Origin of the sequence: Streptomyces fagopyri (genome assembly GCF_009498275.1) — a bacterium.
Taxonomy (GTDB): domain Bacteria; phylum Actinomycetota; class Actinomycetes; order Streptomycetales; family Streptomycetaceae; genus Streptomyces; species Streptomyces fagopyri.
Window position 1 is genome coordinate 1,414,357 of sequence record NZ_CP045643.1, and the last position, 24,641, is coordinate 1,438,997.

General features: G+C 72.8%; 18 protein-coding genes. 12 read left to right on the forward strand and 6 right to left on the reverse strand.

The genetic code is table 11. The features are described 5' to 3' along the window. The first annotated feature begins 87 nt into the window (after positions 1–87). Positions 88–1,203, forward strand: a complete 1,116-nt coding sequence (locus tag GFH48_RS06015) for a PP2C family protein-serine/threonine phosphatase (RefSeq protein ID WP_153287262.1) — start codon at positions 88–90, stop codon at positions 1,201–1,203. Here the strand turns inward: GFH48_RS06015 and GFH48_RS06020 are convergent. Beyond that, positions 1,200–3,923, reverse strand: a complete 2,724-nt coding sequence (locus tag GFH48_RS06020) for a SpoIIE family protein phosphatase/ATP-binding protein (protein ID WP_153287263.1) — start codon at positions 3,921–3,923, stop codon at positions 1,200–1,202. The genes GFH48_RS06015 and GFH48_RS06020 overlap by 4 nt on opposite strands. 827 nt (positions 3,924–4,750) lie before the next feature. Between GFH48_RS06020 and GFH48_RS06025 the strand changes: the two genes are divergently transcribed. Beyond that, entirely contained in the window at positions 4,751–6,319 is a 1,569-nt protein-coding gene (locus GFH48_RS06025) for a M1 family metallopeptidase (RefSeq protein WP_228120392.1), read from the forward strand. A gap of 476 nt (positions 6,320–6,795) precedes the next feature. After that, positions 6,796–8,694, forward strand: coding sequence for an N-acetylmuramoyl-L-alanine amidase (locus GFH48_RS06030; RefSeq protein ID WP_153287264.1), 1,899 nt, complete (start codon positions 6,796–6,798; stop codon positions 8,692–8,694). Between the two features lie 322 nt (positions 8,695–9,016). On the opposite strand, the gene GFH48_RS06035 is transcribed toward GFH48_RS06030, so the two are convergent. After that, a complete protein-coding gene (locus GFH48_RS06035) occupies positions 9,017–11,110 on the reverse strand; it encodes an FUSC family protein (protein WP_153287265.1) in 2,094 nt (697 codons plus the stop codon). Positions 11,111–11,411: 301 nt separating this feature from the next. On the opposite strand from GFH48_RS06035, the gene GFH48_RS06040 reads away from it, so the two are divergent. Continuing rightward, on the forward strand, positions 11,412–12,626 hold the full coding sequence (locus GFH48_RS06040; protein ID WP_153287266.1) for an alpha/beta hydrolase family protein: 1,215 nt from the start codon (positions 11,412–11,414) through the stop codon (positions 12,624–12,626). Between the two features lie 153 nt (positions 12,627–12,779). Here GFH48_RS06040 and GFH48_RS06045 read toward each other — a convergent pair whose 3' ends face one another. The 3 genes from GFH48_RS06045 to GFH48_RS06055 all read right to left on the reverse strand — a co-directional run bounded on the left by GFH48_RS06045 (position 12,780) and on the right by GFH48_RS06055 (position 15,419). Further along, positions 12,780–13,988, reverse strand: coding sequence for a carbohydrate-binding protein (locus GFH48_RS06045; RefSeq protein WP_194280508.1), 1,209 nt, complete (start codon positions 13,986–13,988; stop codon positions 12,780–12,782). A gap of 243 nt (positions 13,989–14,231) precedes the next feature. After that, entirely contained in the window at positions 14,232–14,657 is a 426-nt protein-coding gene (locus GFH48_RS06050) for a hypothetical protein (RefSeq protein WP_153287267.1), read from the reverse strand. Positions 14,658–14,693: 36 nt separating this feature from the next. Beyond that, complete coding sequence (locus GFH48_RS06055) at positions 14,694–15,419, reverse strand: DUF3159 domain-containing protein (RefSeq protein WP_228120394.1); 726 nt, start codon at positions 15,417–15,419, stop codon at positions 14,694–14,696. A gap of 236 nt (positions 15,420–15,655) precedes the next feature. On the opposite strand from GFH48_RS06055, the gene GFH48_RS06060 reads away from it, so the two are divergent. The 5 genes from GFH48_RS06060 (at position 15,656) to GFH48_RS06080 (ending at position 20,258) form a co-directional block, all read left to right on the forward strand. Next, positions 15,656–16,129, forward strand: a complete 474-nt coding sequence (locus tag GFH48_RS06060) for a carboxymuconolactone decarboxylase family protein (protein ID WP_153287268.1) — start codon at positions 15,656–15,658, stop codon at positions 16,127–16,129. 285 nt (positions 16,130–16,414) lie between these two features. Continuing rightward, a complete protein-coding gene (locus GFH48_RS06065) occupies positions 16,415–17,359 on the forward strand; it encodes an ABC transporter ATP-binding protein (RefSeq protein WP_153287269.1) in 945 nt (314 codons plus the stop codon). Next, positions 17,356–18,204 (forward strand): ABC transporter permease, encoded by an 849-nt coding sequence (locus GFH48_RS06070; protein ID WP_153287270.1) that lies wholly within the window; start codon positions 17,356–17,358, stop codon positions 18,202–18,204. The genes GFH48_RS06065 and GFH48_RS06070 overlap by 4 nt, the downstream gene beginning before the upstream one ends. A 90-nt stretch (positions 18,205–18,294) precedes the next feature. After that, positions 18,295–19,587, forward strand: coding sequence for a sensor histidine kinase (locus tag GFH48_RS06075; RefSeq protein WP_228120396.1), 1,293 nt, complete (start codon positions 18,295–18,297; stop codon positions 19,585–19,587). Continuing rightward, positions 19,584–20,258, forward strand: coding sequence for a response regulator (locus GFH48_RS06080; RefSeq protein WP_153287271.1), 675 nt, complete (start codon positions 19,584–19,586; stop codon positions 20,256–20,258). The genes GFH48_RS06075 and GFH48_RS06080 overlap by 4 nt, the downstream gene beginning before the upstream one ends. Positions 20,259–20,517: 259 nt before the next feature. On the opposite strand, the gene GFH48_RS06085 is transcribed toward GFH48_RS06080, so the two are convergent. Next, positions 20,518–21,708: an MFS transporter gene (locus GFH48_RS06085; RefSeq protein ID WP_153287272.1), complete on the reverse strand. Its 1,191-nt coding sequence runs from the start codon at positions 21,706–21,708 to the stop codon at positions 20,518–20,520. Positions 21,709–21,883: 175 nt separating this feature from the next. Between GFH48_RS06085 and GFH48_RS06090 the strand changes: the two genes are divergently transcribed. The 3 genes from GFH48_RS06090 to GFH48_RS06100 all read left to right on the forward strand — a co-directional run bounded on the left by GFH48_RS06090 (position 21,884) and on the right by GFH48_RS06100 (position 24,589). Further along, the gene (locus GFH48_RS06090; protein WP_153287273.1) at positions 21,884–22,717 is read left to right on the forward strand and encodes an IclR family transcriptional regulator; all 834 of its coding nucleotides are present in this window, start codon (positions 21,884–21,886) and stop codon (positions 22,715–22,717) included. A 316-nt stretch (positions 22,718–23,033) separates the two neighbouring features. Beyond that, positions 23,034–23,798: an SDR family NAD(P)-dependent oxidoreductase gene (locus GFH48_RS06095; protein WP_194280509.1), complete on the forward strand. Its 765-nt coding sequence runs from the start codon at positions 23,034–23,036 to the stop codon at positions 23,796–23,798. A gap of 626 nt (positions 23,799–24,424) precedes the next feature. After that, entirely contained in the window at positions 24,425–24,589 is a 165-nt protein-coding gene (locus tag GFH48_RS06100; protein ID WP_153287274.1) for a hypothetical protein, read from the forward strand. The last annotated feature ends 52 nt before the right edge of the window (positions 24,590–24,641 follow it).

Genomic DNA, 24,641 nt, shown 5'->3' on the forward strand with positions numbered 1-24,641 from the left:
AGGTGGCCCGGGACCCGCGGTGCGCGACGGCGCCGCGCCGAGCGGTCGAGTGCCACAGGTCTGGAGGGGCCCGCGACGCCTCTGTGGATGCGCTGGCTGCCCGCCCTCTACGTCGCCTTTCTCCTGCTGCTCGAACCCGTCACCCCGGTGCAGTGGCCGGTCAGCTTCCTGCTCATCGCCCTCCCGCTGGTCGCCGCCTACGCCCACGGCCCCGCCGTCGTCGCCGCCGTCACGGTGTTCGCCGTGGTGTTCGAGGGTGTCCTGGCCGGAACCCCGTGCTGCGCGGGCCGCTCGGTGGGCTATCTGTGGGAGCGCCACTACGTGGCCTCGTACATCTCCACCGCCCTGGTCGGTGTCCTCGGCACGATCCTGGCCGCCCACCGGATCCGCCGGGAACGGACCCTCGCCACCGTGCGCTCCGTCGCCGAGACCGCGCAGCGCGTGCTGCTGCGCCCGGTGCCCCGCCGACTCGGCCAGATCTGCGTGGAGACCCTCTACCTGTCCGCCGCCGCGGAGGCACGCATCGGGGGCGATCTGTACGAGGCGGTGCCCACCGCGTACGGGGTCCGTCTGCTCATCGGCGACGTACGCGGCAAGGGCCTGGTCGCGGTGGAGACGGCGGCGGCGATGCTCGGCGCCTTCCGCGAGGCCGCCCACGACGAACCCGATCTGGCCGGGGTGGCACGCCGGGTCGAGAAGAGCATGAACCGCAGAGCCGCTCAGCTGCCGGGCAGCGAGGGCGCGGAACGCTTCGTCACCGCGGTGTTCGCCGAGATTCCCGACGCCGAACCCGTCGTCCGCATCGTGAACTGCGGCCACCCGCCGCCGCTGCTCATCGCCCGCGACAGCGTCACCGAGCTGGACTCGGCCGACCCCTCGCTCCCCCTCAACCTCGGCGTTCTGGCCGGGGACGACTACCACGTGGAGGTCGTGCCCTTCCACCCCGGCAACCAGCTGCTGCTGTACACCGACGGGGTCACCGAGGCACGGGACCGCGCAGGGGACTTCTACCCCCTCGCGGAACGCGTCCGGTCCTGGTGCCGCTTCCCGCCCCGCGAACTCCTCGACAGCCTCCACCAGGACCTGCTGGCGCACACCGGGGGGAACCTCGACGACGACACCGCCGCCCTGGCCGCGTACCGCATCCCCGGCGACGCCCCCGACCGGGACCGGGACTGCGGGAGCCACGGGCAGGAACGCTAGACCGGGTCTTCCTGCCCGGCGGGCTCCTGGGCCGGTTCCCCGAGGTTCGCCGGCAGCGCCTGTTCGGCCCAGATCACCTTTCCCTGGGGGGTGTACCGGGTGCCCCAGCGCTCGGTCACCTGCGACACCAGGAACAGACCGCGGCCGCCCTCGTCCATCGTCGCCGCGTACCGCAGGTGCGGAGAGGTGCTGCTGCCGTCGGCCACCTCGCAGATCAGCGTACGGTCGTGGATCAGCCGTACGTGGATCGGCTCGGAGCCGTAGCGGATGGCGTTGGTGATGAGTTCGCTCAGCACCAGCTCCATCCCGAAGCCCAGCTCGGACAGGCCCCACTCGTCGAGCTTCTGCGACAGGGCGTCCCGCATTCCGGCGACGGCGGCCGGGTCGAGCGGCACGTCCCAGTCGGCGATCCGGTCGCGCGGCAGACCCCGGGTGCGGGCGATGAGCAGGGCCACGTCGTCCTTGGGACGCCCGGGCAGCAGCTCCTCCAGCACGGCCCCGCAGCTCTCCTCGGGCGTCCGGTCGGGATGACCCGCGAGGGCGGCGCCGAGCAGGTCCATCCCCACGTCCAGATCGCGCCGGCGGTCCTCGATGAGACCGTCGGTGTACAGGACCAGCTGGGTTCCCTCCGCGAGCTCCAGCTCGGTGGTCAGGAAGGGCATGCCGCCGAGACCGAGAGGGGGGCCGGCGGGCAGGTCCGGGAAGGTGACGGTCCCGTCGGGGTGAACGAGCGCGGGGGCCAGGTGACCCGCGCTCGCCATGACACAGCGCCGCGTCACCGGGTCGTAGATCGCGTAGAGGCAGGTGGCGCCCACGACCCCCACGGCGCTCTCCGTACCCGCCTCGTCCTGGTCGATGAGGCCGACCAGGTCGTCCACATGGCTCAGCAGCTCGTCGGGGGGCAGATCGAGGGTGGAGAAGTTGTGCACCGCGGTCCGCAGCCGCCCCATCGTGGCGGCCGCGTGCAGACCGTGACCGACGACGTCACCGACGGCCAGCGCCACCCGGCTCCCCGGCAGCGGAATCACGTCGAACCAGTCTCCGCTGACGCCCGACTGGGCGGGGAGATAGCGGTAGCCGACTTCCAGCGCGCTCAGCTCGGGCAGGGCCCGCGGCAGCAGACTGCGCTGGAGGGTGACCGCCAGGGCGTGTTCGCGGGTGTAGCGGCGGGCGTTGTCGATGCTGACCGCGGCCCTGGCCACCAGCTCCTCCGCGAGGGACAGCTCCTCGTCGTCGAAGGGCTCGTGCTGCTCGCAGCGCCAGAAGTTGGCCATGCCCAGCACGACGCCGCGGGCCTGGATCGGAGCCGCGATGAGGGAGTGGATGCCGTAGTCCATGATCCGCCTGGTGCGCGCCGGGTCCTGCGCGTGCCAGCCCGTGGCGGTGGACAGATCGGTCACCAGCTCGGAGTGGCCGGTGCCGTAGCCGCGCGCCTGGGGTGTGGAGGGCACGAAGTCGATCAGCCGGCCCTTCTCGTAGAGCGGGTGGTCCTTGCGGATCCCGCACACGGCCGTGCGCCGCATGCCGGTGGCCGTGAGGGCGGGCTCCTCGCCGCGCAGCACCGCGTCGGCCAGGTCCACGGTGACGAAGTCGGCGAAGCGGGGCACCGCGACCCTCGCCAGTTCGTCGGCCGTGCGCAGCACGTCCAGGGTGGTGCCGATGCGGACTCCCGCGTCGTACAGGAGCTTGAGCCGCTCACGCGCGGTCTCCGCCCTGCCGGTCACCGCCTGGAGTTCGGTCGAGTCCCGCAGCGTCACCACCGTGCCCTTGGGGCCACCGCCGCGGTCCGTGGGACGCTGGTTGACCGCCAGCAGTCGGTCCCCCGCGAAGTGCACCTCGTCGGTGGCCAGGCGTCCCGAGACGAGCAGTTCGACCGTCTCCTCGTCGAGGCTCGACAGCTCCGACACGAACTGTCCCTCGGCGTCCGAGGGCAGCGCCAGCAGCCGTCTGGCCTCGTCGTTCGCCAGCAGCAGCCGCCCGTCGCCGCCGATGATCAGCACACCCTCACGCACGGAGTGCAGCACCGTGTCGTGGTGGTCGTACATGCGGGTCATCTCCGCCGGGGCCAGGCTGTGGGTCTGCCGTCGCAGCCGTCTGCCCACCAGCGCCGTGCCGCCGGTGGCCACGAGGAGCGCGCCTGCCCCGGCGCCCAGGATGATCGGCAGTTGCCGGGCCACCTGGTTGCTCACGTTCTTGACCTTCATCCCGGCGGAGACGAGACCGACCACCTTGTCGTCGTCGTTCTTGACCGGAACGGTGGCCTGCACCTCACGGCCGAGCGGGCCGTTGACGCTCTCCGTGTAGATCTTCCCGGCCAGCGAGGGCGCGATGTTGCCCACGAACCGCTTCCCGATCAGGCTGGGCAAGGGGTGGGTGTAGCGGATCCCCTTGGTGTTCAGGACCACGATGAAGTCGACACCGGCCGCCTTGCGCGCGGCTTCGGTGAGCGGCTGGAGGATCTTGCTCGGCTGGGGGCTGTCGAGCGCCGCCACGACACCGGGAGAGTGCGCGAAGGTCTCCGCGACCGCCAGGGATCGCCGTCTGGCCTCGGCGTCGGTGTCGCGCTTCGACTGCAGGGCGAGTCCGAGGACGCCGAAGGCCACGAGCAGCACGACCAGTGCCACCTGGAGAACCAACACCTGCCCGGCTACGCTGCGCGGGCTCTTGCTGACCAGTGGCCTGAGCGAAAACCGTCCAAATCCGGCGAAACGATTCGCCATGTGACCTTTCTAGCACTGGTGATCCCGGGCGGCCATGGGCCACCCACGGGGCGGCTCCGCCCGACCCGGCACTTCACCCCTCCGGCTCACCTCCCGGCCGGCCGCCCGCCGCAGGCCCCGGTGTCCGAGGGGCGCCACCCGCTCCACGGCGAGCCCCGGCACACGGCGGTCGCGACGGCGCACGGCACCACGGCGCGGACGCACGGCAACACGGCGCCACGGCGCCACGGCGCCACGGCACGAAGGATCGCGGGGCCGGCTGTTCATCCGCGAGCTCGCCGCCGTTCCACGGACGAGCGGACCCTTTGGTCCACCGCGGCCACCCTCACGCCTCACGCCCGACGCCCGACGCCCGACGCCTCACGCCCGGCACCCGGCACCCGGCACCCGGCACCCGGCACCCGGCACCCGGCACCCGGATAGTCCATGCGAGCGGATGATATGAGGAGGTAAGCCACTCTTGTCACTTCTTGGTGTCATAGTGCGGCCATGAAGATCGCGACCGCCGCCGGCCACGTCCCACGCGGGACCGTGAGCCATGTGCGTCCGTGGACCGGCGGCCGTGTCCAGCGGCCGACGACCGCGCCGGCCCACCGGCCGGCGCCCCCACCGATCCACCGGCCCGGTGCCACCCCCGTCAGCCGACCGGTGGGCACCCGCGCCTGCCCGTGTACGCCCGCGGCCACACGCCCGCGCCCGGCCGCCGCGTGTCCACGCCCGCCCGCGTCCCCCGACCCGGCGCACGCCGCGTGCGCGCCGGTCCGTGCGTGCGGCGACACCGGCCGGTCCCTCCGGTGAACGCGCCGCTCACACCACCCCCGCGGGAGGTGGAACCGCCGGCACGCGCCCACCGGGACCCCCGCTCCCGCCGTACGGTCGTCGCCCTCACCCTCACCGGTGCCGTCGGCATCGCCGCCGCGGTCTGTCTGGCCGGCGTCCTCCCCTCCCGGGACCACCCCACCTCCGCCGGACCCGGCACCCACGCCCCCGGCCCCTCGCCCGCGCCCCCCGCCTCGCCCGGTACCGTCCCCTCCCCCGGCGCCCCGGGCATCGGCGACCCGCTCATGCCGCTCGACGGCAACGGCGGCTACACGGTCCGGCGCTACACCCTCGACTTCGACTGGACGGCCCCCAGAACACCGTTCGCCGCGAGCACCACCATCGACGCCACCGCCACGCAGGCCCTCTCCCGCTTCGACCTCGATTTCGCGGGCAACGCGCTGCGCGAGGTCACCGTCGACGGCACGCCGGCGCGCGCCGTGCGCGACGGTGACGAACTCGTCGTCACACCGGCGCGGCCCATCCCGCACGGCGGCGCCTTCACCGTACGGGTCGACTACACCGCCGATCCGACCCTGCAACGGCACCGTGGCGACGCCATCGCGGAGTACGGCTGGGTGCCGACACCCGACGGCACCGTGCTCTACCCGCAGCCCGACGGCGCCAAGATGATCTTCCCGGTGAACGACCACCCGAGCCTGCGAGCGCCGGTCACCTTCCATATCACCACCCCACCGGGCCTCGGCGCGGTGGCCAACGGCAAGCTCGTCGAGCGCGTCCGGCGACCCGACGGACACGTCCGCTGGACGTACGACTCCGAGCATCCGGTCGCGGCCCAGCTGATCCAGATGGCGATCGGGAAGTTCGCGTTCGTCGCGGGCACGGGCCCGCACGGGCTGCCCCTCCAGGACGTGGTCCCGGACGGCCTGGTCCCCGGCACCAAGGCGTACCGCGCGCTCACGTCCGAGCACCTGACCTGGCTGGAACGGCGGCTCGGCCCGTACCCCTTCCGCCGCTACGGCGTCCTGGTCGCGGACACCGACCTGCCGGTGGCCCTGGAGACGCAGTCCCTGTCCGTGCTGCCGAGAGCCGACCTGCTGGGCGACCGGATCGACGCCGAGCGCAACCTCGTCCACGAGCTGGTCCACCAGTGGACCGGCGACAGCGTCGCCGTCCGGCGGTGGTCCGACCTGTGGCTGAGTGAGGGTCACGCCCGCTTCTACGAACGCCTGTACTCCGGCACCCATGGCGGGGACGGCTTCGAGAGCGCGATGCGGACGGCGTACGAACGGCACGACCAGTGGCGTCATGACGACGGGGCGCCCGCCGAACCCTCGTCGGACGCACATCTGTTCAAGCAGATGCGGTACGACGGTTCGGCACTCGTCCTCTACGCCCTGCGGGAGAAGGTCGGTGAACAAACCTTCGACCGGATCGAACGGTCCTGGGTGACGACGTATCAGGGGCGCGCCGTCGGCACCCAGGACTTCGTCGCGCTCGCGTCAGGGGTCGCCGGCCAGGACCTGAGCGCTTTCCTGACCCCGTGGCTGTACGGGGCACGCACGCCGCCCATGCCGGGCCACCCCGACTGGCGCCCGGACCCGGTCCAGGACTGAGCCGGCGGTCCGTCCGTCGACCCGTCAGCCCGTCGACCCGTCAGCTCGTCAGCCCGTCGACCCGTCAGCCCGTCGACCCGTCAATTCGCCAGCCTGCCGACCCCTTCGATCACTTCGATCCGTCAGCCATTCAGCCATTCGGCCCGCCATAACAGTCCGTCACCTCACCCGTCATGCCGTGCCGTCGTACCCCCCGTTCCCCTCGCCCGCGCGCGAGCGGAGGGGGTCTCTTGCTGACCATCCATCAGATCGAACGGATCTGCCGCCGACCGGGTGGCCTCTGCCGTGCCGCTGGTCCACACCGGTGACGCTCGCCGCGCCGTCGCGTGTCGGGCACGGAAACGTACAGGGGGTGGTGCACGAGGCAACTCCTTGTCCTGGCCGCGCCGAGCATGGTTGGAGATCCCCCCGCGATGAACAGACGTGCCGCCCGCCGAATCCCCAGCGCCGGACGAGGGCGCCGCCGGACCGTCCGCATGACCGCGTCCGCCGCTCTCCTGGTGCCGCTGCTGACCGGTGCCCCGGCCTGCGCCGGCCCGGCGTCCGACCGGAAGCTGCAGAACGTCTTCACTGATGCCGCGGACGAGTACCACGTGCCGCGGAGCGTGCTCATGGGCGTCTCGTACCTGCAGTCGCGGTGGGACTCCCGGCCGGGCACCCCGAGTGTCGCCGGCGGCTACGGTCCGATGCATCTGGTGGACACCCGACGGGCCGGTTCGCCCGCGATCGCGGCGGGGCCGTCCGGCGCCCCCGCGCGGAACACCCCGGGCAGCCGCTCCGAGCAGCCGGCGGACCTGCGCCGCGCCGCCCTCCTGATCGGGGCCCCGGCGGGGCAGCTGCGGACGGACACCGCCGCCAACGTGCGCGGCGGCGCGGCGCTCCTGGCCGCGGCGCAGCGACAGCTCGGCAAGCCGCTCAGCGCCGACCCGCAGGAGTGGTGGGACGCGGTGGCGCGCTTCTCGGGCACGAGTGACGCCGCGTCGGCCGCGACGTACGCGAACGACGTCTTCTCGCTGATCCGCCAGGGCGCGCACCGCACCACCGACGCCGGTGAGCAGGTCACCCTTCCCGCCAGCCCGCGCGTGCGCCTCCGCGGCACCGACACGCAGAAGGCGCACCGTCCGAAGGAGGTCGAATGCCCGCCGGAGCTGGCCTGCGACTGGCTGGGCGCACCGTACGTGCGGACGGACGACGGCAGTTACGGCAACCACGACCTGGCCGACCGGCCCCGGGACCAGAAGATCGACTACATCGTCATCCACGACACGGAGGCCTACCTGCCGTCGATGCTGCGGACCGTGCAGAATCCGAAGGAGCCGTCGTGGCACTACTCGATCCGCTCCAGCAACGGCAGTGTGATCCAGCACGTCAGGGTCAGGGACATGGCCTGGCACTCCGGCAACCAGATGGTGAACGCCCGTTCGATCGGCATCGAGCACGAGGGATTCCTCAAACAGCCCGACACCTGGTACACGGAACAGATGTACCGGACCTCGGCCCGTCTGGTGCGCTACCTGGCGAAGAAGTACGACATCCCGCTCGACCGGCAGCACATCCTCGGCCATGACAACGTACCGGCTCCGACCGCCTCCTCCATTCCCGGCATGCACGACGACCCGGGACCCTTCTGGGACTGGCGGCACTATTTCGACCTCCTCGGCGCACCCCTGCGTGCCACCGCCGCGGCCGACAGCGACATGGTGACCGTGCTGCCGGACTACGCCACCCACAAGCCGGAGTTCACGGGCTGCGCGAAGGTCGGCGTGCCGTGTGCGCCGCACGGCTCCAGCGCGGTGCGCCTCCGCACCGAGCCGGACGAGAACGCCCCGCTCGTCCAGGACCCGGGCCGGCATCCGGGAGGCGAGGCCTCCACGGAGGACGTCGACGACCTGGGGGCGCGGGTCTCGGCGGGCCAGACCTTCGCGGTCGCCGGGCGCGAGGGCGTCTGGACGGCGATCTGGTACCAGGGGCAGCGGGCGTGGTTCAGGAACTCGCGGAACCACCCCACCGCCGTCGGCGCGAGCGGCCGGATGGTGACTCCCAAGGCGGGCCTGGACGAGGTCCCGGTCTACGGACGTGCTCTCCCGGAGAAGGACGCCTACCCGGACGGCGTGCCGGAGCAGCCCGAGTCGCCGCTGCCGTACCACTTCCTCGCGGGGCAGCGGTACGCGACGCAGGCCCGCCTCGTCGGGTCCCACATCGACAGGTCGGAGTTCCGTGCCGCGCCGAGCCCGGTCGTGAGGGGCCACGAGGAGTGGTACGAGATCCAGCTCGGCCACCGGATCGCCTTCGTCCGGGCGAGCGACGTGGACGTGGTCGAGTCTCAGGGGTCCGGATCCCCGGCGGGAAACGCGGCGCCCCCACGCCGCCAGTGAACGGAACGGGCGGGGGTCCGCCTCTCCGGTGACCGTCGCGGCGCCAGGACATCACGGCTCCATGGCGCCACAGCTCCACGGCTCCATGGCGCCACGGCTGACGGCTGACGGCTGACGGCTGACGGCTGACGGCTGACGGCGCCACGGCTGACGGCTGACGGCTGACGGCTGACGGCTGACGGCTGACGGCTGACGGCTGACGGCGCCACGGCTGCATGGCTGCATGGCTGCATGGCGCGACGGCTCATGGCGTCGGATCCACCGCGTCTCGGATCTACGGCGCCCCACACTCATCGCGTCACAGACTCATGGATCCGTGGCTTCATGGCTTCACCGTGAGAGAAGCCTCGATGCGGCGGAGTTGATGGTCCATCGCCGTCAGCCACACTTCGAGATCCACGAGGGTGGGCAGCCCCGGATGGTGCCGGGGCAGCGGTGGAGCGCAGGGACGCCGGCCGGGTCCGGGACGCTTCTCCGTGGTGAAGTGCAGGGCGATGCGGTCCACGTCGGTCGTCAGCTCGGCCGCCGTTCGGCGCGCCCACGCGCACGCGTCCGGCGGCACATCGGCCCGCGGTACCTCGAAACAGGGAAGCCGCTGGGCGCCCAGCACGGTGTGGTACGCCACCACGAGCACCCCGTGCCAGTCGGCCTGCACCTCCTCCCAGGCGGCGGGCGGCTCACTGTGGAACTGCGCGTACGCCGCCTCCGCCAGCCGCAGGTGATGCAGGGTGCGCCAGGTCGAGGGCGCGCAGGGGTCGGCCCCCGGCGCATCGAGCAGCGCCTCGACCGTGGCGGGTACCAGCGCCCCGCAGGAGCGCAGCAGACTCGCCATGGTCCGGCGGACCTCCTTCCGTGCCCCCGCCGGCCAGGCCAGCAGCCCGCACAGCAGGCCGATGACGCTGCCGGTGACGACATCGACGAGGCGTGCCTCCGACAGCCGCCAGGTGGTCGGGGTGATCTGGGCGAAGGCGAGGGAGACGACCAGGGTGAACAGCCCCTGCGCGTAGGCGACTCCGAGCCGCGGGCCCAGGGCGAAGGCGATGAACATGCCCGGTACGAGGAGGACGGCGCAGGCGTCCAGGTGCCGTCCGACGGCGATGAGCAGGGCACCCGCCACGACGGCTCCCACCAGATTGCCCGCCACCGCCTCGCGCACCGCGCGCCAGGTCGCGCCGACCGTGGTGCGCGCGAGGGTGAGGACCGTCAGCAGGACCCAGAATCCGTGGGCGAGGTCGAGGGTGCCGGCGACGAGCCGGGCCACGGCGAGTCCGCACGCGACTCGTACGGCGTTCTGGAACCACACCGAGCGGTGCGTCGCGTTGCCCGCGATCCGGCGGGCCCACAACCGCGCCGTTGACAGATCCACGTACCAGAAGAGTTCACGGGGTGCGAGCGGTGCGCCGCGGTGTCCGGCGGCGGCGACGCCCACGGCGGCCACCGCGATCCACGCCGACTCCGCGAGTGTCAGCACCGCGGCCTGCCGCCGCAGCACACGGCTGTCCACGCCCCGCTCCCCGGGGTCGGCCGCGCGACGGATCCGGTCCGCCTGGAAGTCCTGGATCTCCTTCCGCAGCGGTTCGGCCGACGGCGGCGGCCGGCCGGCCCGCAGGGCCGCGGCCGTGTCGGCGCACGTGCCCGCGACACGGGCCCGCAGCGCCGCGGACGTCCGGTCCGTGCCCGGCGGCACTCCCTCGGACGCGCTCAGCTCGGACTGCGAGGCCAGTTGGTCCAGGACGCGGCGGGCCGCGCCGCCCGCCTGTCCCAGCGCCCGGTCACCGCGGCCCGGGCCGGCGGGGCGCTCACCGGGCGCGACCCGCGACAGCCTCATCCCCTGGCTGAGTTCACGCAGCCTCGCGACGGGGACGCGGTCCGGATCGGCCGTCGCGATCGCGCCCGTCTCCAGCGCGTCGGCGAGCAGGGCGCGAAAGCTCCTGGCCGGCGGACCCCGTAGAAGGTACGCCTGACACAGTGCGAGGAGGACGACGCCCACGCCGGCTCCCGTCAGCCGGCCGGCCAGCGTCTGCGGAGCGTAGGGCGGGAAGCAGGCCAGGATGTAGAGGAGTTGCAGTCCGGGCGCGGGTCCCGCCGCGCGAGGTCCGGCCACCACGCTGAAACCCAGCAGGAATCCGACGACCAGCATGCCCGCCACGGCGGCCGCCGTGGACTGCGCCAGTGCCGTGCCCAGAGCGACGAGTGCCAGTCCGAACGGCAGGGTCCGCAGCGTGATCCACGCCTGGCGCCGGCCGGTCCCGGGAATGCTGGACAGCAGGCCGAGCGCGATGGGTGTGAACAGCGCGTACAGCGCCGCCACGGGTTGGTGGAGACCGTAGAGGAACGCGTAGAAGCCGACGCTCGCCGAGCAGGTGACCTGTACGGACCGCCGTACGACCGCGGAACCGGCGGCCCCGGCCCTCATACCCGCTCGCCGCCCGCACCGGCCCGCGCGGCCCGGTCCGCCCGGGACGGGGATGGCGGCGCGCTCCTGCGGCTCCTGCGGCTCATGGGGCACATGGGGCACATGGGGCTCATGGGGACGGTCCTCTCGGCAGGCGCCGTGGCGGCTCGGCGGCCGGGCCTCTGCTCATTTTCGACCCGGCGGTGGCCCCGCGCACGTGGTGGCGGTCGTCGCCGGATGCAGGGCGACGGGGGGACTCGTAGCCTGAAGCCGTGCGGTCACGGGCCTCGGGGCGTCCGACGGCGGGGCAACGGGAGTCGCCATGGCGTACCGGTTCAACGAGAACGACCAGTTCGACTACGAGATCCTCACCGCGCTGGGCTCCGCCTGGCGGCACGGTGCGGACGTGGGCGAGGTGCTGGCGACCGCGGCCGGCGTGACGGACGCCAGTGGGGAGACCTGGTTCTGGACCTGGGCCGCGCTCGGCCGCCGGGTCCGGGAGCAGGGCGAGAGGAGCGCGGCCCGTGGGCGCTCGGCCACCGCCCGGGACGCGTTCCTGCGGGCCGCCGGATACTTCGGCCTGGCGCTCGTGGGTGTCGAGGCGTGCGACGACCCTCGGACACGGCTGCGCGAGGTGTTCGGGGAGCACCGCGACTGCTTCGACCGGTTCGCGCGGGCATGGGACCCTCCGGCCGAGCGGGTCGCGATCCCGTACGAGGGGAGGACGCTGCCGGGCTACCTGGTGAGCCCGGCCGACCGTCCGGACCCGCTGCCGACGGTCATCGTCAACAACGGCGGCGACGGCACGATCAGCACCGCCTGGACGCATCTCGGCGCACCCGCGGTGGCCCGGGGGCACCGCGCGCTGTTGTTCGACGGGCCCGGTCAGCAGTCCATGCTGTTCGACCACGGGGTGACGTTCCGTCCGGACTGGGAGAAGGTCGTCACGCCGATCGTCGACCACCTGTCCGCGCGGTCCGACGTCGACACCGATCGCATCGCGCTCGCCGGCGTCGGCCAGGCCGGATACTGGGTTCCGCGCGCGCTCGCGTTCGAGCACCGGATCGCCGCCGCGGTCGCCGATCCGGGTGTCGTCGACGTCTCGGAGAGCTGGTGGCACCACCTCGGCCCGGAGTTGCGCGCCTTGTGGGACTCCGGGGACCGCGACACGTTCGACCGCGTCGTGCGCGAGGCTCTGGACGCGGACCCGGCGCTCGCCGCGACGTGGCGCCGGCGGGCCCGGCCGTACGCGGTCGACTCGCCGTACGACCTGCTGGCCGAGGTCGCCCGGTACGACGTGACCCCGGTGGCCGGACGGATCACCACCCCGCTGCTGATCACCGTCCCGGACGGGGAGCACCTCTGGCCCGGCGCGTCGCGGCGGCTCTACGACGCGCTGCCGGGCCCGAAGGCGCTGGTCTGCTTCACCGAGGCCGAGGGCGCCCATCTGCACTGCGAGCCGATGGGCCGCGCGCTGTTCGAACAGCGTGTCTTCGACTGGCTGGACGCGCACCTGGCACCCGGACCGGCGGACTGATCCGTCCCGCGGGCCGCGGACTCGGGCCGGGGACGCGGGGACCAACGGCCGCCGCCGACGGACGTACGGCGCAGCGCGCAGCGCGCAGCGGGGCGGGGCGGGGTTCCCGGGAGCTGCCTCCGGGAACCCCGCACCACCGTTTCCGTCAGAACCTCAGCAGGCGCCCTCGTCCTGCCAGACGCCCCAGTCGGACGCGACCGGAGTCTCGTTCTGGGTCCACCACTTGGCCTTCCAGTTGTGCTTGTTGTACGACACCTCGTTGCCGGCCGTGTAGACGGCGGTCGAGCTCCAGGCCGTCTTGCACCCCGTCCCCGGGGGCGTCGGAGTCGGCGTGGGAGTCGAGGTGGGCGGTGTCACGCCGGCGAACCGCACCGAATACCTGGCGAAGTCCCAGGAGTTCTGCGCGACACTGGAGCAAGTACCCGAGGTGCGGCCGCCGTTGTCGGCCGGGGTGCACTGCCGGTCGCGGTTGAGGGACCAGAACGTGAAGCGGTCCATGTGGTGCCCGGTGGCGTAGTCGAGCACGGTCTGGAAGTCGGCCTGGCTGAAGTACTCGCCGGTGTCGCTGCGCCCGTTCATCCCGGAGAAGCCCTCGTGGGCGTAGGCGGTCGCCTGGTCCCAGCCGAAGGTGGACTGCAGGATCTGGTTGAAGTTGGTGAGCGCGCCGGTCTGCGAGGCCGCGCCGTTGAACCCGCCGTCGAACGGCATGATGGAGAAGTTGTTCGGGGTGAACCCCTGCGACTTGGCCTCCAGCAGCATCTGCTTGCCGAACCAGCCGGTACCGTCCGCCGTGCCCGCGGTGGTGACGGAGACGTACAGGCCGGGGTTGTTCTGCTGGAGGATCTTGGCGGCGCCGATCTCGTTCCTGATGGCCGCGGTGTTCTCGTACTCCGGCTCCTCCAGGTCGAAGTCGATGGCGTGCAGTCCGTACTTGGTGATGACCTGCTGGTACGCCGCCGCCGTGGCGGTCGGGTCCGAGCACGCCTGGCCGAGCTTCGTGCCGCCGTACCCGCCGATGGAGACGGAGACGTCGCCGCCCCTGGCACGGATGGTGTTGACGACCGACTGGACGGCGGTGTCCGAGGAGACCGCGGCTGTGCCGCCCCATGTGGGGCTGCAACCACCGCCGTTGGGGGCGAGCACGAAGGCGAGCTGGAACGCCTTCAGACCGGTGGCGTCCATGATGGCGGCCGCGTCCGGCGGGTCGTTGTCGAGCGGCATCAGATAGGGAGCCGCGGCGTACCAGCGGTCGGCGAGTGCGGAGGTCGCACCGGAAGCGCTGCCGGCGACCAGTGCGGTCGTGCCCGCCGCGGCGAGTCCGACGGCCGCGACCGCGCCCAGACATGCGCGAAGAGGTCTCACTGCGTGCCTCCAGGGGAGAGGGGGGTTCGCCCCAGCTTCGTGATGCTGTTGCGCTCATGTCAATGGATTGGCCTAGACCAGATTCCCCCTTGGACCGGACCATGCGGATTCTTTACTCCTTCGCGGGCGCCGGCCCGGGCACGGACGCGCGCCGGCCCGGGCACGGACGCGCGCCGGCACCGGCAAGGGCGCAGACATGGACGCGGGCTCAGGCGCGCGCGACGGCGGCCGGTCCGGCCGGGGTCACCCGCGTCGGTCCTCCAGCGCCGACGCCACGAGCCGCGCGGTCTTCTCGCCCGCGTGCTGCTTGATGAGGCCTTCCTTGGCCGCCGCCCGCACCCGTATCCCGGTGCTCTCCTCCTCGACCCGGGTCACGGTGACCGTGACCACGACCGGGTTCATCGCGGCGAAGCCCGCCCCCGACATCACGCGCAGCGCCACCCGGTCCGTCCCGGACTGGAGCAGTGACGGGTCCGTGCCGCCCGTGGACTCGACCAGGCTCCCGCGGACGCGTTCGAGGGCGAGGTCGAAGCTCAGCGGCAGCCGCAGTTCGATCTCGTGGACGTCGTGCTTGAGGAACCTGGCCGCGAACTTCGCGCCGAGCCGCCCCTGTCCGGCGATCGCGCCGAGGGCCTCCTCCAGAAGCCTGTCCTCCGAGTGATCCAGCATCCGACTCCCCTGCCCCTCACCTGCACGAATGGCCGCTCACCCTAGCGTGCGAGGCCCCTCTCCCGGAACGCGGTCACCCCCTCGGCCCGCGGGACCTTCCCGGGACGGGGTCCGGGTCCGGTTCCGCGCCCTCGCCCGGACGCGTTCCGGGTACCACTTCGTGAAGCGGACCGCCGCGACCAGCATCGCGATCGGGATGACCCAGTTGAGCCAGTCCACCCCCGACGCCACCCGCAGGGCGAGCAGCCCCAGCAGGGCCGTGACCAGGAAGACCCCGCCCCACATCGCCGTCAGGACACGGTTCGTGCGCCGGAACACCGGCGAGTCCCAGTACTCACGGGGCACCGACTCGCGCGCGTACTGCTCGGTGAACGGCGTGAAGGCGAGGGACCCGAGCGCCACGGCGGCGATCACCCCGTTGGACAGGGTCTGCGCGTAGGTCTCCAGCCAGAGCAGTTCCTGACGGTCCAGCACGAGTCCCAGCACACAGACGACGGCGAAGAAGACCACACCCGCCGCTTCCAGGATCTTGAGGGTCCCGTGCCGCAGTTCGGGGACGTTGAGCACCAGCGCGGTGACGAGCGCGGCCAGGGCGGCGTACTTCCACGTACTGGGACTCGCCACGACGTCGAAGACGATCCAGGGGGCGAACCCGAGGAAGACACCGCGGGAGTGCGGCGGTTCACGGACGGACGCGCCGGACGGCGGGGTCCTGCCGGTCCCGGTTCCGCCGGGGCCGCGCGTCGCATCGGATGGAGCCATCGGACACCTCCGCGGCCTGAGCCGCCGTATCGGGCCGAGGGCACGAGGTGTCCCCCGGCTCGGCGCTGAGGCGAGACCTCTGCCTCTCATGCTGCGACCGCCCCGCCCCCGCCGCATCCGCTGCGTGCGTCCGGCCGGGAGACGCAGGTCACATCCGAGGGCCCTGCCGCCGTGTCACATCCCGCCGCGCCGGTCCGTCAAGGCTGTGTACCGACCGACGCAACGAGGAGACCACCATGGACGCTCGTCTGAACTTCTACAGCAACCCCCTCGCGGCCAAGCTCGCGCGGCACATCAACTCGGCGGGCAAGGTCGTGTCGGACTCGTCGCTGCCCCGCACGACGCAGGAACTGGTGAAGCTCCGTGCGAGCCAGATCAACGGGTGCGGCTTCTGCACGGACATGCACACCAAGGAAGCCGCGCACGCCGGTGAGTCCACCCTCCGTCTCAACCTGGTCGCGGTCTGGCGGGAGGCCACGGTCTTCACCGACGCCGAGCGAGCCGCGCTGGAGCTGACCGAGGAGGGCACCCGGATCGCCGACGCCGCCGGGGGCGTGTCCGACGAGGTCTGGGCGAACGCCGCCAAGCACTTCGACGAGGAGCAGCTCATCGCGCTGGTGTCCCTGATCGCGCTGATCAACGCCTACAACCGCATGAACGTCATCGTCCGGCAGCCCGCGGGCGACTACCAGCCCGGCCAGTTCGGATGACCGCGGCGGACTGACCTCGCGTCAGTGCCCGGTGGCGCCGGGGCCGGCGCCACCGGCCTCATTCACCGGCCCGATCCACCGCCCCGATCCACCGGCGCCGGCCGGCCACGGCCGGCGCCGGCTCACCGCCCTCGATCACGTTCGGAGCGTGCCGGGTGGTACCGCGGTACCACCCGATGGCCGTAGTTCACCCCCCGGTACCACGGCTCGCGGGGGCTGTGGAGTCTAACGTCGCAGGTGAGGCGCTCCAGAACCGGTGTGGCGCCCGGACGCGAGGGATGAGCGATGATCGAGGCGCAGCAGCTGACCAAGCGGTACGGGGAGAAGACGGCGGTCGACCATCTCGACTTCGTCGTCCGGCCCGGTACCGTCACCGGCTTCCTGGGACCCAACGGCGCGGGGAAGTCGACCACGATGCGCCTGATCGTCGGACTGGACGCCCCGAGCGGTGGCTCCGTTCGGGTCGGCGGCCGCCGCTACGCCCAGCACGCCGCCCCCTTGCAGGAGGTCGGCGCGCTCCTGGAGGCCAGGTCGATCCACCCCGGCCGTTCGGCGTACAACCACCTCCACGCGCTCGCGCTCACTCACGGCATCCCGCGCCGCCGGGTCGACGAGGTCATCGAGCTGGCCGGGCTCGGCAGCGTGGCCAGGAAGCGGGCCGGCGCGTTCTCGCTCGGCATGGGCCAGCGCCTCGGGATCGCGGCGGCGCTGCTGGGTGATCCGCAGACGGTCATGCTGGACGAGCCGGTCAACGGGCTCGACCCCGAGGGCGTGCTCTGGATCCGCAACCTCCTCACCGAGCTCGCCGCCGAGGGCCGCACCGTCTTCGTCTCCTCGCACCTCATGACCGAGGTCGCGCTGGTGGCGGACCACCTGATCATCGTGGGACGGGGCCGGCTGCTGGCCGACACCACCGTGCACGACCTGATCCGTGAGGTGGGCGGCGACACCGTGAAGGTGGCCACCGCCGACCCGGCCCGGCTGCGGGAGGTGCTGGCCGGTCCCGGCGTCGACATCACCGGCCACGCGGGCTCGGAGGAACTGCACGTGACAGGTGTGACGGCACGCCAGATCGGACTGACGGCGGCCGAGCACGGCATCGCGCTGTTCGAACTCAGTGCGAAGTCCGTGTCACTGGAGGAGGCGTTCATGGACCTGACCAGGGATGCCGTCGAATACCACGGCTCCACCACCGCGACCGGCGCCGAGACCCCCGGGAGGGCCGCATGAGCACCATCACCGCGACCGAGACCTCCGCTCCCCTGCCCGCGCCCGCCACGCGCCCCGACTACCGGGTGACCGGACGCCGGGTGCTGCGCTCGGAGTGGGCCAAACTGTGGTCCCTGCGCTCGACCTGGATCACGCTCGGCCTGGGGCTGGTCTTCCTGGTGGCCTTCGGTCTCATCGCCGCGGCCCAGTACAAGTCGAGAATCGATTCCGGCCACCACATGGACCCGGACTTCGCCCGTTCCACCGCCGTCAGCCTGTCGCTGTTCGGTACGAACTTCGCGCAGCTGGCGCTGGGTGTGCTGGGCGTGCTCGTCACGGCGGGCGAGTACTCCACAGGCATGATCCGTTCCACGCTGGCCGCGGTCCCGCGCCGGCTGCCGGTGCTCTGGTCCAAGTCGGCCGTCTTCGGCCTGGTCTCACTCGCCGTGAGCACGGTCGGCGTGTTCGTCGCCTTCGTGTTCGCGAGCGGCATCGTGTCCGGTACGGGCGCGGCCATGACTCTCTCGCACCCGGGTGTGGTGCGCAGTCTGCTGGGCGCCGGCCTCTACCTCGGCCTGGTCGGTGTCATCGGCGCCGCTCTGGGCGCGCTGCTGCGTTCGGTGGCGGGCGGCATCTCGGTGCTGGTCGGCGCCCTGATGCTGGTGCCCGGCCTGATCTCGCTGCTGCCGAGTTCCTGGCAGGACGACATCAGCCCGTACCTGCCCAGCAACGCGGGCGAGTCGATGTTCGCCCTCACCCACGACAGCACCACCCTCGCGCCCGCCGCCGGGCTCGTCGTCTTCCTCGGCTGGACCGTGCTCGCGCTGGCGGGAGCCGCCTACCGGCTGGTGCGCAGCGACGCCTGACGGCCCGCGCTCCACGCGTATCGTCCGCTGTCGGTGCGGTGCCCGGTCCATCCGGGTGCCGCGCCGCCGTGCCTCGCCCACGATGGACAGGTGACACCCGTGACCGCCGACGACACCGCCGGTATGAGCCCCCTGTTCGCCCGGCTGACCCGCGCCGGACAGTGGCTGCGGCAGGCGGACCGGGCGCGTCCGTGGATGCTGGACACGTCCGTGGTCGTCCTGGTCTTCGTGATGTTCTGTCTGGCCGACCTGGTGCACGCGCACGACGGCCGCCGCGAACTGGCCGCGAGGTTCACCCGCCCGCCCCTCGCCGGGATGCTGGCGCTGCAGGCCGGACTGGTGCTGCCGCTGCTGTGGCGGCGCAGGAATCCGTCCGCGGCCTTCGCGGTGATCACGGCGGTCTTCCTCCTGCAGTGGTCGCTCGGTGTGCTGCTGCGCGCCGACGTGGCCCTGCTGATCGCCCTGTACAGCCTGACGTTGCACGGACCGCTGCGGCATCTGGCGTGGGCCTGTGCCGTCACGGCCCTCGGCCTGGTCCTGGTCGCCGTGCGGGTCTCCGCCGTGGTGTCCGTCTGGGACGCGCTGTTCTTCCTGTTCAGCACCGCGATCGCGGCCGTCGCCGTGGGGATGGCGGTGCGCATCCGACGGGCCCAGCTCGCCGGGCTGCGGGAGCGCGCGGCCCGGCTGGAGATCGAACGGGACCAGCGCAGCAGGCTGGCGGCGGCCACCGAACGCACCCGGGTGGCCCGCGAGATGCACGACATCGTCGGCCACAACCTCGCCGTCATGATCACTCTCGCCGACGCCGGTGTCTACGCCTCCGACGTCACCCCCGAACGGGGCAAGCAGGCCCTGCTCCTCATCGGCGACACCGGCCGCCAGGCCCTGGGTGAGCTGCGCCGTATGCTCGGCGTGCTGCGCGAGGAGGCCGAGGCTCCCGCGCTCAGTCCGCAGCCGGGCATCGCCGACATCGACGCGCTCTGCGCGCGTATCCGCTCCGCCGGCCCTCTGATCACCTACCGGACGGCCGGTGACACGGACGCGCTGGACGGCGGGGTGCAGGTGACGGTCTACCGGATAGTGCAGGAAGCGCTGACCAACAGCCTCAAGCACGCCGGAGCCGGCACGCGGGTCCACCTCACGATCGGTGTGGAGGGCACACGATTGCGCATCCGGGTCCAGGACACCGGGCCGCATGGCGGCTCGCGGTCCGCCGGTCCCCCGAACGAGGAGGGGCACGGGCTCGCCGGCATGCGCGAACGGGCGGCGCTGTACGGCGGCACGGTGGACGCGGGGCCGGTGCCTCCGCCCGGCGCCGGATGGACCGTACGGGCGACCCTCGACCTGACCCCGCTCCCCGGCTCCGAAGGCGGTACCCCTTGACCACCGTGCTCATCGTGGACGACCAGCCGCTGCAGCGCTTCGGGTTCCGCATGCTGCTGGAGTCCGTCCCCGACACCGAGGTCGTGGGAGAGGCCGCGCACGGTGCCGAGGCCGTGCGCGGGGCGGCGGAACTGCGCCCCGACGTGGTCCTCATGGACGTCCGGATGCCCGGCATGGACGGCATCGAGGCCACCCGCCGGATCATCGCCACGGGCGGTCGCTCCCGGATTCTCGTCCTGACGACCTTCGACCTGGACGAGTACGCCCACGCGGCCCTGCGCGCCGGGGCGAGCGGTTTCCTCCTCAAGGACGCCCGTCCGGAGGAGCTCCTGGCGGGCATCCGCGCCGTCGCCGCGGGGGACGCCGTCATCGCCCCCGCCCTGACCCGGCGTCTGCTCGACGCGTACGCCCAGCACCTGCCGCGTCAGGGCGTACCGGACGCGGACGCCGACCCGAGGCTGCGCTCACTCACCGACCGTGAACGCGAGATCCTGGTGGCCATCGGCAGGGGCTGGAGCAACGGGGAGATCGCCGCGCGTCTCGTCCTGTCGGAGTCCACCGTCAAGACGCACGTCGGCCGGGTCCTCGCGAAGATCGGCGCGCGCGACCGGGTCCAAGCGGTCATCTTCGCCTACGACCTGGGCCTCGCCCGCCCCAACAGCACCACGTGACCGGCCCGGCCGACGGCCCGCTCCAGGGCCGTGCGTCCGCCGGTTCGTCACCGTACCGGGCCACCCGGTGGGCCCGCCCCCGCCGGAACGGGCCGGCTTCCGGGGCACCCGCGTGGCGCCGCGACGGGTCCTGGCGGACGCGCACCCCGGGAAAACGGGCGCCCACGACGGGGTGATCGGGCACGGTCCGCACGGACACGTCCCAACTGCGGTGCGCGACAGGCTTCTTGACGTCGTACGTCACCACGGCCCCGGGCGCCTACGTCCTGGCCGGTGCCGGCCGCCGGAGCAGGTAGAGGACCGCGACGGAGACCAGGACGGCCATGCACGCGATGAACACCAGCCCGGCGCCCTCCAGACCGATCCGGTCCGCCAGCACCCCCGCGCCGATCACCGGCAGCGAGATGCCCACGTACGCGACCACGAACAGCAGGGAGATGACCGCCGCACGCTGGTCGTCGGGGGACGCCTGGGCCACCTCGGACAGCGCACCGCGGAACGCGATCCCCTGCCCGGCACCGCCGACGAGCGCGCTCAGCACCACCAGCGCCAGCAGGTCCCACCGCAGCGCGCCCGCGAGGAGTGCCAGCCCCGCGAGGAGTGCGGCGCAGCCCACCGGCAGCGAACGCCCCGGCCCGATGACGCCGACGGCCAGTTGTCCGGCGGTCGAGGCGAAGAAGGCCAGCGCGACGACCAGCCCGCTCACGGCGCGGCTGTGCACACCCAGGGAGTGTTCGAGGAACGCCGGACTGACCGCCGTGAACACACCGAACAGCGCGAACCCCACGAACGCGGCGATCGCCGCCGGTCCGAAGACCGCCCGCACCTGTGCGGGCAGACGGGGCCGTTGCGGCCGTACCGTGCGCGGCGGCCGCCGCTCCCCCACGGTCTCCGGCAGCCGGAGCAGGACGGCGGCCGAGCAGGCCACCAGACCGAGATGTACGGCGAAGGGCAGGTACAGCGGCCAGGGGGCGTACTGCGCCAGCAGCCCGGCGAGCAGCGGACCGCAGCCCAGCCCGCCCATGTTGGCGGCCGTCGCCACGAGCGTGGCCCGCGAACCGCTGCCGCGGGGTGCCAGATCGATCACGTAGGCCGTGGCGGCGCCGGTGAACAGACCGGCGGACAGCCCGGACAGCAGACGTCCCGCGTAGAGCCAGCCCAGTCCGGTGGAACACAGGAAGCAGACGGCACTGGCCGCCGCGAACCCCAGGCCCCACAACAGCACCGGTCGCCTGCCCACGGCGTCGGAGGCGTTGCCCGCCAGCAGCAGCACGCCGATGACCCCGAAGGCGTACACGGCGTACACGACCGTGACCATCAGCTCGGAGAACCCGAACTTCTGCTGGTAGAGGTTGTAGAGAGGGGTCGGCAGTGTGGTGCCGGCCATGCACACCGCGAACACGGCCCCGCCGAGCAAACACTGGCGCCACCCTCGGCGAACACCGTCCATGCCGCCGACAGTAACCCCGTGCTCGGCCGCTGACCGGTTGGGCGGCCCGGCGTGCCCCGCGTGCCGTGCGTGCGGTGCGCGGGGAGGGTCGCGGGCCGGTTGAGTAATGGCTACTGATCCGCAGCCCGCCGTACTTGGCCACAGTGCTCGTGTGGCGACAACGGGGGGATGGCTCATGGGACAGGGATTCGGGCAGGGGTTCGGGCAGTTACCCGGGCCGTACGAGACGCTTCGGGCGGAGTCGCGCGTACCGGCCCCGTGGCAGGGCGGACGGGGAGTGCTGGAGGGCGCGTTCCAGGTGATGGCGGTGCTGGACCAGGCGGGCCAGGCCGGGTTGACCAGTCTCGCGGCGCGGAGCGGACTGCCGAAGTCGACGGTGTACCGGCTCCTGGGGCAGCTGGCCGAACTGGGCGCGGTGGAACGGCAGGCGGACGTCTACCGGTTGGGGCCGCGGATGTTCCGCCTCGGGCAGGGGTGGCAGCCGTATCCGGGGCTGCGCACGGCGGCCCGGGAACCGGTGCGGCGGCTGGTCGCGGCCACCGGGGCGACCGTGGGAGTCAGCGTGTTGAGGGAGGGCCGGACGCTCGTGCTGGACTGGGCGGCCGGCCAGGACACCGCGCTCACGCCGCTGCTGGACGTGGCCTCCTGGCCGTGGTTCACGGCGGCGGGCAAGGTCCAGGCCGCCGGGCGTCCGGACCCGGGCCCGGACGCCCCCGCCTCCTGGCCGCGCGAGGCGGCGGCCATCCGGGAACGCGGCGTGGCCTTCGACCGCGGAGAGGTCGTGGAGGGGGTCTGCTGCGCGGCGGTGCCGCTGCTGGGTGCGGGCGGTGCCGCCGTCGGGGCGCTGTGCGTCCTGACCACGGTCTCCGAGCGTCTGGAACCGCTCGCGGACATCGCCCAGCGGGCCGGCGAGGCGATCACGGCCCGTCTGCGGCAGCGGCGGCCGGGGGTGACCCCGTCCCGGGTCCGTCCTTCGTCGTTCACCGGCCCTGCCCCGATGACTCGGTGACTCGGTGACTCGGTGAAGGGCTTCGCGCGGGCGCGGGCTCCGTGCGAGCGGGGCCCGTAGCTGCGGGGCCCATGCCCACGGGACCCGTGCCTTCGTCTGTGGGCCCCCGCGCCTGCGGGACCGTCCCTGCCTGTGGGGACCCCGTCGGGTCCTGATCGGGACCTGATCGGGACCCCGGATTTTGGACTTGCGGGTCCATTTTTTACCTCGCACAGTGGACCTCGCGCCCTGGCCGTCCAGGGCCCCGTCCAGCCGGCGGCCGTGTGCGGTTCGGCCGGGCGGATTCACGATGCAGGACCGAGCAGCGGAGTAGATCATGTCGATGCGTCTTGAGGGTAGGACCGCCCTGGTGACCGGTGCGACGAGCAACATCGGGCGGGCGATCGCGGAGGCCTTCGCCGCCGAGGGCGCGCACGTCGTCGTCTCCGGCCGCAGCGCCGAACGGGGCCGGGAGGTCGTCGACGGAATCCGCGTACGCGGCGGTCGTGCCGACTTCGTACGGGCCGACCTGGACGGCAGCGCCGCCGCCTCGCGGGCACTGGCCCAGGAGGCGACACGGGTCCTCGGCGGCCGGATCGACGTCCTCGTCAACAACGCCGGCATCTACCCCGGCGACACCACGACGGCCACCGACGAGAAGACCTTCGACCTGGTCTACGCCGTGAACGTGAAGGCCCCGTTCTTCCTGACCGCGGCCGTCGCCCCCGCGATGGTGGAGGCCGGCGGCGGGGCGATCATCAACCTGGGCTCCTGGATCGCCCGTCTGGGCATTCCGGTCGGCGCCCTCTACAGCTCCACCAAGGGAGCCGTGGAGACGCTGACCCGGGCCTGGGCGGCGGAGTTCGGACCGCAGGGCGTGCGCGTGAACGCGATCTCCCCCGGCGTGGTGCTGCCGCCCACGCAAGGCGAGGAGCGCCCCTCCGCGATCATGATGAAGGGCACCCCGGCGGGCCGGATGGGCACTCCCGACGCCATCGCGCACGCCGCCGTGTACCTGGCGGGCGACGAGTCCTCGTTCGTGCACGGCATCGTGCTCGACGTCGACGGCGGCCGCACCACCGCCGCCGTCATCGCCGCCTGACACGCACCACGGGCCGGGGATCCGGGCACGCCGTCCCCGCCGTCGGGCGGCGGCACGGCGACTCACGCCCTCCCGCACCACGCACCACGGCCCCAGCCGTCGCGAAACCACCGGCCGCCTGCCGGCGCGGCCCGTGGCGGGTCCGCCACGCGCCGCGCCGGGGAACGGTGTCGGCGCGTGACCGTGCCGACCCGCCACCGCTCCGGTCATGTCCGTTCCAGCGCAGGCGAGTTGACCAGGTGAAGGGTCAACTCGCCTGCGACGCACCACCACCGGCACGGTCCGCCGCCGGCGCCGTCAAGGACCGGTCGCCGGCCGCGCCTGGCGGACCCTCGCCGGACCGCTCCGTCGTGAGGGACGACCGGTCCTACCTTGCCTGCCCGGTGTCCGCGGCGGCGTACCACCGCTCCGCGATCGGGCGTGCCTTCATGGGCATCCGACCCGCCGTCCCCCGGCCGGGCGCCGGGCGTGCCCGTGACCGTGCCGCACGCTCCCTGGCCGTACCGGCCCACGGGGCAAGGGAATTGGTTCCTGTCCGCCGCATCCGAAACCGTCCCCGCCCCGGAAGTACGGCACCAGAAGCGACAACGCGCGCGTGGAGATCACGCCGAAGGGTGCCGGGGGCCATGCCGAATCCGCAACCGGGGCATCACAGTCCCGAGGCCGTGTACGTCAGTCATGTCGGCAACTGCCGAGTCTGCAAACGGGAGTCGGGCCGCTGCCCGCGCGCCGAGCGGCTGTGGCGCGTGTACCAGGAGTGGCGCGCCACCACACGCGACCGCTCCGACTGAGCGGTGCCCGTGCCCGTGCGCGAGCGGGTGAGGGCGGGCAGCCGTCACGGCG

What these genes read in the sequence shown, in the direction of transcription:
- GFH48_RS06090 (WP_153287273.1), top strand. Translation starts at nt 21,884, where the DNA reads ATGGGACAGGGATTCGGGCAGGGGTTCGGGCAGTTACCCGGGCCGTAC.
- GFH48_RS06040 (WP_153287266.1), top strand. Translation starts at nt 11,412, where the DNA reads ATGGCGTACCGGTTCAACGAGAACGACCAGTTCGACTACGAGATCCTC.
- GFH48_RS06070 (WP_153287270.1), top strand. Translation starts at nt 17,356, where the DNA reads ATGAGCACCATCACCGCGACCGAGACCTCCGCTCCCCTGCCCGCGCCC.
- GFH48_RS06100 (WP_153287274.1), top strand. Translation starts at nt 24,425, where the DNA reads ATGCCGAATCCGCAACCGGGGCATCACAGTCCCGAGGCCGTGTACGTC.
- GFH48_RS06095 (WP_194280509.1), top strand. Translation starts at nt 23,034, where the DNA reads ATGTCGATGCGTCTTGAGGGTAGGACCGCCCTGGTGACCGGTGCGACG.
- GFH48_RS06030 (WP_153287264.1), top strand. Translation starts at nt 6,796, where the DNA reads ATGACCGCGTCCGCCGCTCTCCTGGTGCCGCTGCTGACCGGTGCCCCG.
- GFH48_RS06055 (WP_228120394.1), bottom strand. Translation starts at nt 15,419, where the DNA reads ATGGCTCCATCCGATGCGACGCGCGGCCCCGGCGGAACCGGGACCGGC.
- GFH48_RS06065 (WP_153287269.1), top strand. Translation starts at nt 16,415, where the DNA reads ATGATCGAGGCGCAGCAGCTGACCAAGCGGTACGGGGAGAAGACGGCG.
- GFH48_RS06085 (WP_153287272.1), bottom strand. Translation starts at nt 21,708, where the DNA reads ATGGACGGTGTTCGCCGAGGGTGGCGCCAGTGTTTGCTCGGCGGGGCC.
- GFH48_RS06060 (WP_153287268.1), top strand. Translation starts at nt 15,656, where the DNA reads ATGGACGCTCGTCTGAACTTCTACAGCAACCCCCTCGCGGCCAAGCTC.
- GFH48_RS06050 (WP_153287267.1), bottom strand. Translation starts at nt 14,657, where the DNA reads ATGCTGGATCACTCGGAGGACAGGCTTCTGGAGGAGGCCCTCGGCGCG.
- GFH48_RS06020 (WP_153287263.1), bottom strand. Translation starts at nt 3,923, where the DNA reads ATGGCGAATCGTTTCGCCGGATTTGGACGGTTTTCGCTCAGGCCACTG.
- GFH48_RS06035 (WP_153287265.1), bottom strand. Translation starts at nt 11,110, where the DNA reads ATGAGGGCCGGGGCCGCCGGTTCCGCGGTCGTACGGCGGTCCGTACAG.
- GFH48_RS06015 (WP_153287262.1), top strand. Translation starts at nt 88, where the DNA reads ATGCGCTGGCTGCCCGCCCTCTACGTCGCCTTTCTCCTGCTGCTCGAA.